The following is a 15,066-nucleotide window of genomic DNA, read 5'->3' as shown; positions in this document are numbered from 1 at the left end:
TCTTCCTGTATGGATAAAATTGTTTGCAATACCTCGTTCATTGAGGTGGCAACAATGCAGGAAAGCAATGATATGGAGGAAGAAGTTCTGCCTGTTGCAAAAAAAATCCCCACAGACAGGCAACGATCATCATAAAAACGAAAGCACACAGCACCTGCTCTTTCTTAGCATATTCACCACGCGGTCAATGCGATTGCAAAGGTACGCATTATTTCTGCCAAAAGCGAAAAGTATTTCACCGCCTCATCCGCCTGTTTTTTTGTACTTTACGCTCTCAGGACGGGAGAGGCACGACAGTCAGAATGAAAGCGCCAAAGAGAGGAACAACAGCACCAATGCAGAATACCGGAATCACCTTATACAACCTGCTTCTTCCAGCGGCCCTTTTTATTCTCAAACAGCTCGGCAAAGTGCAGTCAAAAGCCAGGCTGTTTTTTGCGCTTCGCCACACAGTCTTCCCCGAGCTCGAAAACGCCACCAGCGCCATTCCTCCCGGAAAGTTCCGGATATGGATCCACGCCTCATCAGTTGGAGAGTTTGAGCAGGCGCGCCCCGTCATTTCAACCATCAAAGCAAGCCGCCCCGACCTTGCCGTTTTTGTCTCATTCCTCTCCGATTCCGGATACAACGCAAGAAAAGACTACCCTGACGCCGACATTGTATTCTATCTTCCGGCAGACACCCCCGACAATGCCGAAAAAACAGCATCGCTCCTGCATGCCGACCTCTTCATGTTGATGCGTTACGACTTTTGGCCCAACCACCTCCTTGCTGCAAAACGGCACGGTGCCACAATGGTTCTTGCCGCCGCCGTGCTCCGGCCTGGTTCCGCCTACTTCAACCCGCTTCTAAAAGGCTTTTACCGCACCCTTTTCAATCTTTTCGACCGGATTTTCACCGTATCCGAGAGCAATACCCGTGCATTCAGGGAGCAGTTTGGATGCCTTCAGGCTCAAACCGCAGGAGAGCCAAGAATTGACCAGGTCATTCTACGCAGCAAAAACACGGAGCGTGTCGCCCGCCTCAAACCCCTCTTCATGAACCGCACTGTTCTTGTGGCGGGCAGTGTCTGGGAAAAAGACGAAGAAACGATACTGGAGGCAATGCGCACCCTTCACAATCCACCCTCACTCATTCTGGTTCCGCACAAGGTTGGCACAGAAACCATTGAGCGTCTTGAAAAGCGCCTTCAGAAGAAGAATTTAGGCTTCATGCGGGTATCTGCCCTTGATGAACGCTTTGATGCCGGAAAGCAGGTGCTCATCATAGACCAGACCGGCTACCTGCTGGAGCTCTATTCGGTTGCCTCAATAGCCTTCGTGGGAGGAGGATTCGGCATCAATGTTCACAACACCCTTGAACCTGCGGTCTACTCAATACCCGTCATTTTCGGGCCCCGATACCACAACTCACCCGAAGCCGAAACTCTTCTGGAAACAGGGGGTGCATCAACAGTCCAAACCCCCGATGAACTCCGCCGGATCCTTGACAGACTCATCAACAGGGAAGGGGAAAGAGAAAAACAGGGAAAGGCTGCCGGAGAGTTCATCCGGAAAGGAGCAGGAGCAACAGCCATGATTTCAGGATTGATAGAAAATGCCATTGATGCAAAAGTCGCCTATCGGATAAGCTCAGATACAACGAGTCCGGCGAAATAATTCTTCAATGACTGATGACTGCGAAGTCCGATTTTTTTATGGAGACGATACCTGATATTCTCTACCCCCCTGACCGATACTCCCAGAATCCGCGACATTTCTCTGGAGGAATAATTCATCTTGATAAAAAGGCTGACACGCCTCTCCCGTTCAGTCAAAACAGGATGGAGTGACTCCAATGTCGACATAAATCCGGCATCCGCCTCGGTCAGCTCACAGCCCAGCGCCTTTCCTGCCTGCTCCCGCTCTGAAAGGTCCGAACACACCCCAACCAGAGCCTGCTGCAGCTTCGGCTCAATGCCTGCCTCGCCAATCTGACGGCAAAGCGATGAGAGCACATGAATGGTATCATCATAGCGATGCGCCACACCGGCAAGCTCCCTCTCTTTGAGGGCAAGAATTTGCTTAAGCGAATCTCTTTCCGCCTCAAAATGCCTGCGGCTTTTTCGGGACTCCTCGGTAAGGAGGTTAAGTTGCATGCCATACTGCGCTTCTCGCCCGGCATACTCCTGCTTCATTGCTCCAACCTGCAGTTTATGGCGTTCTTCGCGCTCCAGCAGGTCCATGCGCAAGGCTTCAAGTGCCTGAAAATAACTCTCACGCCCGCTGCCTGCCGGAGGAATATCAATAGGATGGTTAACAAGATCAAGCCACGAAAGCCGCGCAACAGCAGCGAGAAAACGGTTTTTGAGATCCTCCTCAGAATCCGCTGCAACAGCATCAAGAACATCATCTCGTCCACACTGCTCTTTTGCCTCAAGAACGCTCCGCATGGCATCAGCATAAGTATCAACAATCATCGCCCGTGACTTCAGGGGACACAGAGCACCAAGCCCCTCCATGTCGGTTGTAATATCAGGATGAACATTGTAGACAACAAGAAGCGCTATCCACGGTCCCCAGTTATAGAACAGGTCTGCATAATCCTGTTTGTAGTTCAGACTGACTTCGCGGATGGGATCATAATCGATGACGACATACACTTTTGTCTTCTCAACCTTCAGTTCAGCGCATACCGAGAGAAAGAGTTCGTTGTCAATGAAATCAAGATAGGTTCCCCGATCAGCCGATACAATGGCATGGATGATGTCCGTACCTATGGTTTCAAACACCACACGGTAATCCGGTCCGGGATGGAACACCTCCCATTCCGGCTTCCGTACAATCGGCAGTCCGGTGACGGGGCACTTTTTCTCTTTCATGGCAGGGTACGATATGAGGGTTATCAACAAAATATGATTTCCGGAGATGAGTAACAAAAGAGCCCCCTCAGGAACAAGAACACTCTTACATAAGAATTGTTCTTTCCAAATACTTTCACTATATTAAAAAAAGATTATTTTTATCCAATTCAGCGCTTTCCCGCAAGTGGCTTCATCACTCCAAAACAACGGGGGCATCATGGAAAACAAACCCGCCGTACTGCAGACTGAACAGTTCATGAAGCGATGCAGGGAAAACCACCTGAAAGTCACCCCGCAGCGGCTCGCCATATATCATGCGCTGGCCGGGAACAGGGAGCACCCTTCGGCAGAACGGATATACCGAAACATTGTCCGAACCAACCCCACAATTTCCTTTGACACAGTCAACCGGACGCTGCTTACCTTTGCGGAAATAGGCGTCATAGACACCGTTGAATCCCATTCAGGAGTAAGGCGATTCGACATGGACCTGAAGCCCCATCATCACCTTCACTGCGTTCAGTGTGGCGGAATCACAGACTTTTCCGATAAGACGCTTGACGCCATTCCGCTTCCCGAAGCGGTAAACAACAGTCAATTCAAGGTTCTCGGTAAGCGGGTCATCATCAGCGGAATTTGTGAGGCATGCAGAAAATCCGCCCGAAAGGAATAAGACCGACCCGACTTTTTTCTGCAATAAAAAAGCCCCCGGCTTACAATAGGGGGCTTTTTTTACTCATGAGTCCCGAGCAGCTTCTTCAGGCAACCTGCACATACTTCTCAGCCTTCACTTTGCAGATGGGGCAGAATTCAGGAGGAGCGTTCAGCTCAATATGGCCGCATACAGGGCAAAGCCATACAGCCGTCGCAGCAATATCCTTGCCACTCTTCACTGCCTCAAGCGCAAAACGGTACAGTGCGGCGTGCACCTTCTCGGCCTCTACTGCATAACCGAACATCCGCTTCGCCTTGTGCCCTTCTGCCACAGCCTGCTCATACATGGGCGGGTACATCTCATTATGCTCATATGTCTCGCCACCGATAGCCGTCTCCAGATTCTCGGCAGTTGAACCGATGGCATCGTCAGCTCCAAGATGACCCTCTGCATGAATTCTTTCAGCCTCGGCAGTTGTCCGGAACAGTTTTGCAATATTGGCAAATCCATCCTTATCCGCCTTTTTGGCAAAAGTCACATACTTCATATAGGCCTGGCTCTCGCCGGCAAAAGCGTTTTTCAGATTCTCATGTGTTGATGGCATACCTATGCGTCCTCCTTCTTGATTTACAGGGTGATTGATAAAAACATCTTTTAAGAGGCATCCTCAGCGTTTGATGAACACCCCAAGATCCTCCAGAAGAGACTGGAGATCCTCCTCATGCTCCACCTCGTCCTGCATGATCTGCACGGCAAGGTTGAATGTGATCGGATCTTTCATTCCTATCTCCTCAATAATACTGTTGTATGTTGAAATAGCGCACTGCTCCCCAGAAATATTCTGTTCGAGAATGTTCTTCACAAACGGCTCATCGGGCGCGTCATAGCCGCAGTTCGTCCAGTCGAACCACTGCTTCGGACTTGTCAGCGGAGTACCGCCAAGCTGTATGATTCTGGTACTCACCAAATCCGCATGCCGCAACTCATCAGCAGCATGCTGCAGCAGCTCCGCCATAACGGCATCCTTCATCGGCCCTTGCACAATTTTGGAACCTATCCAGTATTGATAATAAGCCAGCCACTCATCAGCATAAGCCTTGTTGAGCAACTCAAGCACCCGGTCAAGATGTTCCCCCACAATTTGACGACCTCTTGTTCCCATAGCTGAATCCTCCCTGATTTAAAGACATAATTGACAAAACAATACAGCGACTGCACTCATACCAAAGAGCCACCATAGGGGTCAGTATTCACGCCTGACCCCTGTTGATGGTCAACAATGAAATCTACTTATCAAGCGGCTTGTGGCAGAACCACCAATCGTAGCACTCATACTGCTGCGGACGCTTGTCGGCATCATCCACATTGGTAGCAGGCGGAATAATGACGCGGTCCTTCAGAAGCGTATTGTTCGGCCAGTCTGCAGGCATGGCAACTTTATGTTTGTCAGAAATCTGCAGCGCCTGGACAGCACGCAGAATCTCATCCATGTTCCGGCCTATCTCCTGAGGGTAGTAGAGTACAAGACGAACCTTGCCATGCGTGTCGCCTACAAAAACGGCACGGACGGTATTGCTTCCTTTGCCCGGATGCAGCATGCCGAGTTTGTTTGCAATACGATCATTTGCCGCAACAATCGGGAATGTGATGTCAACATCAAGCTCCTCCTTGATCCACTGCACCCACTTGATGTGCGAGAAAACCTGATCAACGCTCATGCCAATCAACTTGCAGCCGATTTTATCAAACTCCTGCACCCGCTCCTGGAAAGCCACAAACTCAGTCGTGCATACCGGCGTGAAATCTGCAGGATGGCTGAACAGCACAAACCATGAACCCTTCAAATCACCAGGAATATTCATTGGGCCATGCGTCGTCTGAACTTCAAGCTCAGGGAATTCATCTCCAAGCAGCGGCATGGAGATATCATAATACATTTCCTCTTCAAGATGCTGTGACATTGTTCACTGTCTCCTTTCTTTATTGTTTGGTTTACGGTTTTTTTGGGGCTCAACTTCTTTCTGCTCCAAGATACAACATAATCATTCAATTAAGCAAGAACAATTACTAAATAATAGCAAAAACTATTTGAAAGCTTGAACACCTCTTGCCCTGCCTCCATATCACAACTTTATGTTGATGGGTTTGACCTATAGTCAAGGCATTGTATCTTGTTGAAGATTCTGATAACAAAACATATGGTTGGCCATGATAGCCCGAATCCAAACTCTTTACCTTTTTCTTGCAGCTCTGCTTGCAGCCGGAAGCATGTTTTTGCCTTTCTGGAGTGTAACAGCAGAACAGCAGTATCTTTTTTCGGATTTTTCTCTCTACCCGGGAGCCGGGGCATTCTTCGTAACAGGCAGCTATGCGGCCGGCATATTTTCTCCTCTGACTGCACTGGCTGCCATTGCCGGCATATTCCTCTACAAAAAAAGGGAACTCCAGAGAAGCGTCATTTTTCTCGCCATTCTCCTCTTTCTTGGCGACCTTCTCACAGGGCTCACGGCCGCACACTTCATGAACCAGCATTTTCAGGCACTCGCACCAGAAGTTACCCATCGGCCTGAAGCCGGATTTTTCATCCTTCTTCCTGAACCGGTACTCTTCTGGCTGGCAATGAAAGGGGTGGTCAAGGATGAAAAAATTGCCAACGCTTACAAAAGGCTCTAAGCATGCGCATTGTCTGCTCTCTGGGAGATCCGCACGGGATAGGACCGGAAGTCATATTGAAAAGTTTCCTGAAAATGCAGCGGTGCGGCCACAGCATGGTTGTTGCCGGCTCTCTGCAGGTCATGAAATTCTACCGCCACTTGCTTGGCCTGCCGATTGAGCTCGAAAGAATTGACGCTCCGGCTCTATCACAAAACCTTCCCCCATGCAGCTGCGGAGTGCTTCCCGTCATCTCGGTTGCTGAACCCGAAACAATACTCCCCGGCACCCTTTCAGCTGAAGCCGGTGCACTGGCAATACAGTCATTACAGTGTGCTGCGGAACTCTGCCGGGACGGCATTTGCGACGCTCTTGTCACTGCCCCGATACACAAGGAAGCGCTGGCACTCGCAGGGTGCAAGGACACCGGCCACACGGGATTTCTGGGCCGCATGTTCGGTGTTCCCTCTCCAATCATGATGTTTGCCGACGCCCGAACAGGACTGAAGGTTGCGCTGGCCACAATCCATGAACCGATTTCCCGGGTACCCTCCCTCATAAGCTCAATGGACCTTGAGGGTTTTCTCAGGCAGCTTTCCGGAGCACTCAAGAGGGATTTCGCTATAAACGAACCATCTCTGGCGGTTCTTGGTCTTAACCCTCATGCCTCCGACGGCGGAGTGATGGGCAGCGAAGAGGGCGCAGTCATAAGCCCCGCGATAGAACGGCTTCACAATGCAGGAATGCATATTGAGGGCCCTTTTCCTGCAGACGGTTTTTTTGGTTCCAGCCGGTGGAAACACTATGATGGGGTGGTTGCCATGTATCATGACCAGGGGCTGCTCCCCTTCAAGGTCATGGCGTTTGAGAGCGGAGTGAATGTCACCCTTGGCCTTCCCATAGTCCGCACTTCACCCGACCATGGCACTGGATTCGATAGAGCCGGTACTGGAACTGCCTCTGAAGAGAGCTTTTATGAAGCCGCCATGCTTGCCATCAGTATTGCCCAACACAGAAACCCAACTGGACCCGTACAATGATTTCTTTCATCAATGTTGACCTGGAACTGAACAAAAAGCCTGTATTCACCAATCTGAACCTGACCGTTCAGCATGGCGAACTGCTCTATATTGTGGGCCGGAGCGGCAGCGGAAAGTCAACGCTTCTGAAGTCGATGTATATGGACATCAGGCCGAAAAAAGGTGAGATCCATATTGCCGGATACAATTCCCGTACCATAAAAAACCGCGAGATTCCCCTGCTCCGCAGAAAACTCGGGATTGTATTCCAGGACTTCAGGCTTCTTGAGGACCGCTCGGTATATGACAACCTGGCCTTTGTCCTGAAGGTCACGGGAACAAAAGAAAAACTGATAAAAAACTCCGTCATGCAGGCGCTTGAAAGTGTAGGGCTTCAGGATGCGGCAAGAGAAATGCCATTTCGCCTTTCAGGAGGGGAACAACAGAGGGTTGCCATTGCCCGGGCGCTGGTGCGTGAGCCACTGGTCATCCTGGCTGATGAGCCAACAGGAAACCTCGACCCCGACACATCACTGGAAATTCTTGAGTACCTGAAGAAAATCAACCAGAAAGGCATTATCGTGGTTGTCGGCACCCACGATTACGAACTGGTCCGCCACTCCCCTTCCCGCACTCTGCTGATAGAGGGGCTCAACATACACGAAACATCTATTGAGCCCTCTCTGACCGGGTTCCGGCCTACCGGTAAAACTGCTTAGGAGCAGCCGGTCGTCATGCCGCAATCCTCACAGACCTTGCAGGTTCCATTCTGCTTGACGCGCATGGAACCGCAGTTTTCACACTGTTCTCCGGTATAGCCCTGTACTTTTGCCTGAACAATCTGGCTCTTCAGGGTATTGGAATATTCTGACTGGGCATGATGAACTGCCATAACAGGCTCAACCGCAGACTGTTTTTCCTGCGCGCTCTGTTTCTGCTTGCCTGCAGTACCGTTTTCGGCAACTTCATCAACCGCCTTTACATGGACAAAATCCTTGCGGCCGAGATAGTCGTAACCGATGGAGCGGAACACATAGTCAAGAATTGAGGTGGAGTTCTTGATGGCATTGTGCCCCTGAACTGCACCGGCCGGCTCGAACCGGGTGAAGGTGAAGCTGTCAACCAGCTCTTCAAGCGGCATACCATACTGCAGCGCCTTTGAGGCAAGCACAGCGAAGCAGTTCAGAAGACCCTTGAAGGAAGCACCCTCCTTGTACATGTCAATAAACACCTCGCCAAGGGCACCATCTTCATACTCCCCTGTCCGGAGGAAGACCTTGTGTCCACCCACATAGGCTTCACGAATAAAACCCTTCCGGCGCTTCGGCAGCATTCTGCGTTCCGAACGGTGGTAGACCTTTTCAATGATGCGCTCCTGAACCTCACGGGGTCCCTTGGTTTCATCAAGATCTTCCTCATTGCCAAGCATGATGACCTCGTCAAGATCCTGATAGCTGGAAATGTTCAGTGGCTGTGAGAGCTTTGAACCGTCACGATAGACGGTAATAGCCTTGATCATGTGATGCCATCCCGACAGGTATACCTCGCTGATTTCATCAACGGTGGCCGTGGAGGGCATATTGACTGTTTTGGATATGGCACCAGAAACAAAGGGCTGCACCGCCGACATCATGTGAACATGTGCCATGTGGTTGATGAAGCGCTGTCCCTTGCGTCCACAGCGGCTTGCACAGTCAAATATAGGCAGATGCTCAAGCTTGAGGTGCGGAGCCCCCTCAATGGTCATGGTGCCGCAGATATAGTCATTGGCTGCTTCAGCATCCTCCTCCGTGGCACCAAGTGCCTCCAGCATATTGAAATCAGGGTCATTGAGCTGAGCATCGGTAAAGCCCAGAGACTCGCAGAACTCCTCTCCGAGAATCCACTTGTTGAAAGCGAAACGGATATCAAAAACCGTTGCAAGCTGTTCCTCAACCGCCTTAATCCGCTCATCGGTAAAACCTCTGGTTATCAGCCACTGACGGTTGATGGTCGGGCATCCCGAAAGGGTTCCACTACCCTTGCAATAGCGCTCAATCTCCTCAATCTGCTTAGGGCTGTAGCCAACCCTGCCAAGAGCCTTGTGGACGGACTGGTTGACAATCTTGAAATAACCACCGCCTGCAAGCTTCTTGAATTTGACAATGGCGAACTCAGGCTCAATACCCGTGGTGTCGCAGTCCATAACCAGACCGATTGTGCCGGTAGGGGCAATGACGCTGACCTGCGCATTGCGGAATCCATGTTTTTTACCCTTCTGAAGCGCCTCATCCCACACCTTGCCAACAGCCGCAAACAACTCATTTGAACAGTACTCGGAATCAATGCCGCGCGGCTTGACAGAGAGCCCTTCATACTCCTCCTGCGACTTATTGTGTGCTGCTCTCTGATGGTTGCGGATTACACGAAGCATCTCTTTTGAGTTTGCTGCGTAGCCGTCAAAGGGGCCAAGGTCTCGCGCCAGCTCGGCGGAAGTAATATAGGCCTGTCCGGTAATGAGGGCTGAAATCGAGCCTGCCAGGGCGAGTGCTTTGGGCGAATCGTAAGGAATGCCGAGCACCATCAGCACGGTTCCAAGGTTGGCGAAACCAAGACCGAGAGTACGGAACTCATAGCTCAGACGGGCAATTTCCTTTGAGGGGAAGTGAGCCATCAGAACGGAAATTTCAAGCGCAATCGTCCAGAGGCCTGCAGCGTGACGGAGCTCATCAACCTTGATGGTTCCGCTCTTTTCATCAAGAAAGTGAATCAGGTTCAAACTGGCCAGATTGCAGGCCGTATCGTCAAGGAACATATACTCGGAGCATGGGTTGCTCGCATTGATGCGGCCACTCTTCGGGCATGTATGCCACTCGTTGATGGTTGTGTCGAACTGCAGACCCGGATCAGCACATTTCCATGCGCTCAGAAGAATTTTCTGCCAGAGATCACGGGCATTGACCGCTCTGGCACCTTTCCCTGTCGTGCGCTCTTTAAGGGTCCAGATATCGTCGTTCTCAACCGCCTTCATGAACTCGTTGGTCACCCTGACGGTATTGTTTGAGTTCTGGCCGCCTACCGTCTGGTATGCCTCCGATTCGTAATTGGTATCGTACTCATCAAAATCAAGGGAGGTAAAGCCCTGCTCAACAAGAGCAAGCACCCTGATGATATAGTTCATGGGAACGGCCCGCTGCAGCGCATTTTCAATCAACCGCTGAAGTTTCGGGTTCCGGGTCCGGTCCGCACCGTTTTCAAGAGCCTCGGCAACAATGGCCTGAAGAAAGCGGGAACAGATGCGCGAACCCGCAACCAGCGAGGCAACCTTGTCCTCTTCACGGGCTTTCCACTCAATGAACTTTTCAACATCGGGATGATCAATATCAATAATGACCATCTTGGCCGCCCTGCGAGTGGTACCGCCAGACTTTATTGCGCCCGCGGATGAATCAAAAATCTTGAGGAAACTCATCAGTCCGGATGAACTTCCACCACCGCTGAGTTTTTCCCCCGATGAACGGAGATTGGAATAGTTTGTACCCGAGCCACTGCCGAACTTGAAAACCCTTGCCTCACGGATGGCAAGGTCAAAAATACCCCCCTCGTTGACAAGGTCGTCATTGACCGACTGAATGAAGCAGGCATGAGCCTGAGGCCTGCTGTAGGCATCCTCCGACTCACATACCTCTTTTGTTGCAGGATCAACATGGTAGTGACCCTGAGCCGGTCCGGTGATTCCATATGCATAATTCAGGCCGGTATTAAACCACTGGGGAGAGTTGGGTGCACCCATCTGCGCCAGCAGCATGTAGATCATTTCATCGTAAAACGACTCGCCATCCTCCGGAGTGTCGAAATATCCATGCGTCTCGCCCCACTCACGCCAGCATCCTGCAAGACGGTGAACAACCTGTTTTACGGAATTCTCGCTTCCCGTCACAACATTGCCCGACTCATCGCGAAGAAGTTCGCCTGAGCCATCCCGCTGAGGCACGCCGGCCTTCCTGAAATATTTCTGGGCAAGAATATCCGCCGCCATCTGCGACCAATGCTTTGGAACCTCAACCTCGTTCATCTCAAAGACCTTTGAACCATCGGGATTGCGAAGAACGGATGTTTTCAGGCTGTATTCAAACCGGTCGCATACAGACTCGCCGGGACGGGTAAAAAGGCGGGAAACTTTCATGAAAACTCTCCGGGATCAGGGGTTAAGATTGGAACTAAAATATTTAAATACATAACTATAGCCACCCACTCACTCAACACGGGGAAACCGGGCGACCAGCGTAATTTTCAATATAAAAAGGAATATGACATTTCTCCGAAAACTTAAATTCCCGTCACCTTTCCGCCTTTTCTGCGCCCGGGAAAAGACCGTCCTCTTCCATGAGCGGCCGGCCGGCATAGAGCAGAACAGCGCGGAACAGTGACGCACTATGCACCGCCTGACTCAAAGCCTCCCGGCTGCTCATATTTCTTTCTTCACGCTTCATCTTCAGGGCAAGCTGTCGGGAGATCTCCCCGATCCGCGCAATCTCTCTTGACAGATCGTCATCATTTTCAATTTCAATAGTGTAGCAACGACTGCGGATCTCTGCGGCATCACGAAAAGCAGTTGATTCAATGATTCCGTCATTGGCATGATGGCGCGCTTTGTTGAACGCATCATAGGGAACATTGTGCAGCGGCATGGAGAGATCACCGATATAGTGAGCACAGTAGACCAGATGATAATCGGCAAATTTCCCCGCCGCCTCAAGCTTGCGGTATCCGGCAAGAGAGGCTATGATTGCACCATACAGATGGCCTTCAAGGTCATCGGCGCGGTCGTACTGCTTCACCTGAGAGCTGACGAGTTCCGGGGTCACCGGCTCTCCCGCCGAATTGTGGCTATAGTGATTTTTGCCCTCATAGGCGCCGCAGGGATATTTGAGCTTTGCCACATCAGGCGCCGCCGCACTGTACCATCGGTCAAAACCTGCCGCCCAGGCAATGGCAACATGGGTTCTGTCATGCCAGGCCGAGGCCGCCCGGGGCAAGCACAGCACAGCCAGAAAAGCCAGCATAAGCACCGGCACTACCCTTCGTCTTTCTGTCATGCTCTCTGTCTGGAATTGGTGGAGGTTTCCTCTTAAGCCGACATTTCAAGCATCCGCCGGACAGGCTTCAGCGCCTCGCTCCGCAACGGTTCGGGAACGGTGATTTCGGGTGAACGGTCAAGCATGCACCGGTATAACTTTTCGAGCGTATTCTGCTTCATCTGCGTACAGATGCTTCCCCCTGGTCGGGAGTCGCGGGGTGCAGGAATAAATGTTTTTCCGGGAGAACGGCGCTGCATCTCATAGAGAATGCCCGGCTCTGTGGCAACAATGAAGGAGGTTGCCCCGGAGGCAACGGTATGGTCAAGCAGTGCCTGGGTGGAGCCCACGAATGAAGCAAGACGGAGCACCTCCTCACGGCATTCAGGATGAGCAATCAGCTCCGCTTCCGGATTCATTGCACAGGCATTCTCTATCACAGAGGCCGAATAGGCATCGTGCACATAGCAGAACCCCTGCCAGAGAAGTATCTCCCGGTTCAGTTTTCGGGCAATATAGCCACCAAGATTCCTGTCGGGACCGAAAATAATCGGCGTTTCCTCCGGAATCATTCCCACAATGCGTTCAGCATTTGACGAGGTGCAGGTAATATCAGACAGGGCTTTGAGCTCCGCCGTTGAATTGATATAGGTGATTGCAACCGCTCCGGGATGCTCTGCACGGAATTTCCTGAAATCTTCAGGCGGGCAGCTGTCGGCAAGAGGGCAGCCCGCATTGCGGTCGGGCATGAGCACAAGCTTGCCGGGATTGAGGATTTTGGCCGTTTCCCCCATAAAATAGACACCGGCAAACACAATGACATCTGCATCAATCTGCTCGGCCGCACGGGCAAGAGCAAGACTGTCGCCCACAACATCGGCCACCTGCTGAATTTCCGGCAAGGTATAGTAATGGGCAAGAATGACAGCGTTCATCTCCTTTTTAAGGACAGCAATACGCCGGGAAAGTTCATCCATAGACAAGGAAACAGAGGAATTGGTCATGATCACTTCAAATAATATTCAATATCGTCATCCTCCCGAACGAGGAGGAGTATGGCTGAATTGGGCACAATAATATATCGCTCGCCGTCATAGTCAATTTCATGGGCACTGCTCTGCAGAAAAATCGCAAGATCGCCGACTTGTGCCTGCAGAGGGATGTACTGCGGGGTAGCTGCACTCTCCTTCCATGGCTCGTCCGATTCAGGCGGAGGGCCAACAGGATATCCGGGACCGGTTTTAATGATGTACCCGCTCTGTATCTTTTCCTTTTCCTGCACTCCGGGAGGCAGATAAATGCCAGATTTGGTGCGTTCATCCAGAGATTTCGGCTTGATGAGAACCCTGTCGCCAACAACAATGAATTTGGCTGTAATTTTGATATTTTGATTCATTGGTTTTCTCCTGGAGGATTATAACTGAAAAAGGCTGCCATAACCCTCTTTCAGGTTTCATTGTACTAAAAAGTTTTCTATACGGTGAAGAAGTTTTTCGGCTTTTTTTTCAGAAACAACTCATGGCTTCTGCTGATAGCCCTTTCAGCCATCTCGCTGGGCTTTATAAAAATGGAACAGGAGAATGTTGTACAGCGTCTCAACAATGCCGGAACCGGCTTCAGAGCTGCCATTGCCAGCAAAATTGCGAGCTACAGCTACCTCATCGGCCTGAAAAACGAAAACGACAGACTTCTTGAAACGAACATTGCGCTTATCGGGCGGATACTCTCCACTGAAAACGCCATTCGAAATGAAGCCGACCGTACCCGAATCCTCAGCCAGAAAGCAGAAAGTCTGAAAAGTTTTACACTGGCGCGGGTAGTGGACCGCCAGTTCAGCAGCCGCGAAAACATGCTTCTCATTGACGGGGGGCGCAGCCGGGGCATCAGAACGGACATGACGGTCATGACGCCACGGGGGCTTGTGGGAAGGGTGGTGGCCGTTTCCGAGCACTATGCAAAAGTAATGCCACTCATCCACATTGATTTCAGGGCCAGCGTTGTTTCTTCAGAGAGCGGCACCATGGGAGTCCTGGCATGGAAAGGCGGTCGTGAAGATATGGCAACTGTTGACCATGTACCCATCAGCAGCAGCCTGAAAACGGGCGAGGAGATGCTCACAACAAACTTCAGCACCTTTGCTGTTCCCGGACTCCCTGTAGGACGCGTGGTCTCAATTAAACAGGGGGCGCTGTTCAGCACCGTCACCATTCGACTTGCTGTTGATTTTGCCTCTCTGAACCATGTTGTCGTGGTCTCTCTCAACAGGGATCCTGAAAAACTCAGGCTTCTGGAAGGAAAGATCGAATCCGGAACCGGCCGCTAACTATTCTGAAGAACCTCTTTATCGTGAAAGCAACAACATTTCGCATTGCTGCCCTGCTTGTTCCCGTAACCCTCATGCAGGTCTTCCTGATGCCCAATCTCTCCATTCTGCATGTTTCCCCTGATGCCCTGGCGGTTCTTGTCGGATTTACCGCCATTTCAGCCGGTAGAAACACCTCCATGCTGACAGGCTTTATTGGCGGAATGCTCATGGGAATTCTGACCGGGCAGATGGGTCTGTTGATGCTTGCCGGCACCATCGGCGGATTTATGGCGGCTCTCTTCCAGATTCCCGAAGAGTGCCACGCCACCCAAAGTCTCAAAACCCGAAGATTTTTTCTGGCATCAACCCTCTGCAGCTTCACCAGCTCCACCATCATGACGGCAGGCTTAAACCCGCTCGCTCTCTCACCTGCGTACAGAATAGCAGTTTTAGGCGGCATTGGAGCCATACTCACCCTGCTGCTGGCCATTGCCGCCCGCGTTCTCTTCATGAAAAAATCCTTTGCTGACTGAACC

The 15,066-nt window shown here is 51.2% G+C and carries 15 protein-coding genes; 7 read left to right on the top strand and 8 right to left on the bottom strand.

Translation table 11 applies throughout. From position 1 onward, the window contains the following. Positions 1-335: 335 nt before the first annotated feature. On the top strand, positions 336-1,658 hold the full coding sequence (locus tag EKD02_RS06770) for a 3-deoxy-D-manno-octulosonic acid transferase (protein ID WP_011890425.1): 1,323 nt from the start codon (positions 336-338) through the stop codon (positions 1,656-1,658). On the opposite strand, the gene EKD02_RS06765 is transcribed toward EKD02_RS06770, so the two are convergent. Then, positions 1,619-2,860 (bottom strand): helix-turn-helix transcriptional regulator, encoded by a 1,242-nt coding sequence (locus tag EKD02_RS06765; RefSeq protein ID WP_126384658.1) that lies wholly within the window; start codon positions 2,858-2,860, stop codon positions 1,619-1,621. The two genes, EKD02_RS06770 and EKD02_RS06765, sit on opposite strands and share 40 nt — an antisense overlap. Positions 2,861-3,059: 199 nt before the next feature. On the opposite strand from EKD02_RS06765, the gene EKD02_RS06760 reads away from it, so the two are divergent. Continuing rightward, positions 3,060-3,515: a Fur family transcriptional regulator gene (locus tag EKD02_RS06760; protein ID WP_126384656.1), complete on the top strand. Its 456-nt coding sequence runs from the start codon at positions 3,060-3,062 to the stop codon at positions 3,513-3,515. Between the two features lie 85 nt (positions 3,516-3,600). On the opposite strand, the gene EKD02_RS06755 is transcribed toward EKD02_RS06760, so the two are convergent. From EKD02_RS06755 to EKD02_RS06745, 3 genes are all read right to left on the bottom strand, one after another. Next, positions 3,601-4,101 (bottom strand): rubrerythrin family protein, encoded by a 501-nt coding sequence (locus EKD02_RS06755; protein ID WP_011890428.1) that lies wholly within the window; start codon positions 4,099-4,101, stop codon positions 3,601-3,603. A 63-nt stretch (positions 4,102-4,164) separates the two neighbouring features. Further along, positions 4,165-4,659 (bottom strand): ferritin-like domain-containing protein, encoded by a 495-nt coding sequence (locus EKD02_RS06750; RefSeq protein WP_011890429.1) that lies wholly within the window; start codon positions 4,657-4,659, stop codon positions 4,165-4,167. A 124-nt stretch (positions 4,660-4,783) separates the two neighbouring features. Further along, positions 4,784-5,458 (bottom strand): peroxiredoxin, encoded by a 675-nt coding sequence (locus EKD02_RS06745; RefSeq protein ID WP_126384654.1) that lies wholly within the window; start codon positions 5,456-5,458, stop codon positions 4,784-4,786. A 247-nt stretch (positions 5,459-5,705) separates the two neighbouring features. Here EKD02_RS06745 and EKD02_RS06740 point away from each other — a divergent pair, with 247 nt between their 5' ends. Genes EKD02_RS06740 through EKD02_RS06730 form a run of 3 tightly spaced genes read left to right on the top strand, consistent with a single transcriptional unit; the run spans position 5,706 to position 7,887 of the window. Continuing rightward, entirely contained in the window at positions 5,706-6,170 is a 465-nt protein-coding gene (locus EKD02_RS06740; RefSeq protein WP_126384652.1) for a DUF4293 domain-containing protein, read from the top strand. A gap of 2 nt (positions 6,171-6,172) precedes the next feature. Next, positions 6,173-7,189, top strand: coding sequence for a 4-hydroxythreonine-4-phosphate dehydrogenase PdxA (pdxA, locus tag EKD02_RS06735; RefSeq protein ID WP_126384650.1), 1,017 nt, complete (start codon positions 6,173-6,175; stop codon positions 7,187-7,189). Further along, positions 7,186-7,887: a cell division ATP-binding protein FtsE gene (locus tag EKD02_RS06730; protein WP_011890433.1), complete on the top strand. Its 702-nt coding sequence runs from the start codon at positions 7,186-7,188 to the stop codon at positions 7,885-7,887. Before pdxA ends, EKD02_RS06730 begins: the two co-directional genes overlap by 4 nt. Here EKD02_RS06730 and EKD02_RS06725 read toward each other — a convergent pair. From EKD02_RS06725 to EKD02_RS06710, 4 genes are all read right to left on the bottom strand, one after another. Beyond that, a complete protein-coding gene (locus EKD02_RS06725) occupies positions 7,884-11,333 on the bottom strand; it encodes a vitamin B12-dependent ribonucleotide reductase (RefSeq protein ID WP_126384648.1) in 3,450 nt (1,149 codons plus the stop codon). The genes EKD02_RS06730 and EKD02_RS06725 overlap by 4 nt on opposite strands. Positions 11,334-11,487: 154 nt before the next feature. After that, on the bottom strand, positions 11,488-12,246 hold the full coding sequence (locus tag EKD02_RS06720) for a hypothetical protein (RefSeq protein ID WP_126384646.1): 759 nt from the start codon (positions 12,244-12,246) through the stop codon (positions 11,488-11,490). Between the two features lie 32 nt (positions 12,247-12,278). After that, on the bottom strand, positions 12,279-13,229 hold the full coding sequence (gene nadA / locus EKD02_RS06715; protein ID WP_011890436.1) for a quinolinate synthase NadA: 951 nt from the start codon (positions 13,227-13,229) through the stop codon (positions 12,279-12,281). A 2-nt stretch (positions 13,230-13,231) separates the two neighbouring features. Beyond that, complete coding sequence (locus EKD02_RS06710) at positions 13,232-13,621, bottom strand: co-chaperone GroES (RefSeq protein WP_011890437.1); 390 nt, start codon at positions 13,619-13,621, stop codon at positions 13,232-13,234. Between the two features lie 84 nt (positions 13,622-13,705). Between EKD02_RS06710 and mreC the strand changes: the two genes are divergently transcribed. Next, positions 13,706-14,548, top strand: coding sequence for a rod shape-determining protein MreC (gene mreC, locus EKD02_RS06705; RefSeq protein WP_011890438.1), 843 nt, complete (start codon positions 13,706-13,708; stop codon positions 14,546-14,548). Between the two features lie 23 nt (positions 14,549-14,571). After that, on the top strand, positions 14,572-15,063 hold the full coding sequence (locus tag EKD02_RS06700; protein WP_126384644.1) for a rod shape-determining protein MreD: 492 nt from the start codon (positions 14,572-14,574) through the stop codon (positions 15,061-15,063). The last annotated feature ends 3 nt before the right edge of the window (positions 15,064-15,066 follow it).

It is taken from the genome of Chlorobium phaeovibrioides (assembly GCF_003968655.1).
Taxonomy (GTDB): Bacteria; Bacteroidota; Chlorobiia; order Chlorobiales; family Chlorobiaceae; genus Chlorobium; species Chlorobium phaeovibrioides.
The sequence above is the reverse complement of the archived record's forward strand: the minus strand, read 5'-3'. Positions and strand labels throughout refer to the sequence as shown.

What these genes read in the sequence shown, in the direction of transcription:
- EKD02_RS06770 (WP_011890425.1), top strand. Translation starts at nt 336, where the DNA reads ATGCAGAATACCGGAATCACCTTATACAACCTGCTTCTTCCAGCGGCC.
- EKD02_RS06765 (WP_126384658.1), bottom strand. Translation starts at nt 2,860, where the DNA reads ATGAAAGAGAAAAAGTGCCCCGTCACCGGACTGCCGATTGTACGGAAG.
- EKD02_RS06760 (WP_126384656.1), top strand. Translation starts at nt 3,060, where the DNA reads ATGGAAAACAAACCCGCCGTACTGCAGACTGAACAGTTCATGAAGCGA.
- EKD02_RS06755 (WP_011890428.1), bottom strand. Translation starts at nt 4,101, where the DNA reads ATGCCATCAACACATGAGAATCTGAAAAACGCTTTTGCCGGCGAGAGC.
- EKD02_RS06750 (WP_011890429.1), bottom strand. Translation starts at nt 4,659, where the DNA reads ATGGGAACAAGAGGTCGTCAAATTGTGGGGGAACATCTTGACCGGGTG.
- EKD02_RS06745 (WP_126384654.1), bottom strand. Translation starts at nt 5,458, where the DNA reads ATGTCACAGCATCTTGAAGAGGAAATGTATTATGATATCTCCATGCCG.
- EKD02_RS06740 (WP_126384652.1), top strand. Translation starts at nt 5,706, where the DNA reads ATGATAGCCCGAATCCAAACTCTTTACCTTTTTCTTGCAGCTCTGCTT.
- pdxA (WP_126384650.1), top strand. Translation starts at nt 6,173, where the DNA reads ATGCGCATTGTCTGCTCTCTGGGAGATCCGCACGGGATAGGACCGGAA.
- EKD02_RS06730 (WP_011890433.1), top strand. Translation starts at nt 7,186, where the DNA reads ATGATTTCTTTCATCAATGTTGACCTGGAACTGAACAAAAAGCCTGTA.
- EKD02_RS06725 (WP_126384648.1), bottom strand. Translation starts at nt 11,333, where the DNA reads ATGAAAGTTTCCCGCCTTTTTACCCGTCCCGGCGAGTCTGTATGCGAC.
- EKD02_RS06720 (WP_126384646.1), bottom strand. Translation starts at nt 12,246, where the DNA reads ATGACAGAAAGACGAAGGGTAGTGCCGGTGCTTATGCTGGCTTTTCTG.
- nadA (WP_011890436.1), bottom strand. Translation starts at nt 13,229, where the DNA reads ATGACCAATTCCTCTGTTTCCTTGTCTATGGATGAACTTTCCCGGCGT.
- EKD02_RS06710 (WP_011890437.1), bottom strand. Translation starts at nt 13,621, where the DNA reads ATGAATCAAAATATCAAAATTACAGCCAAATTCATTGTTGTTGGCGAC.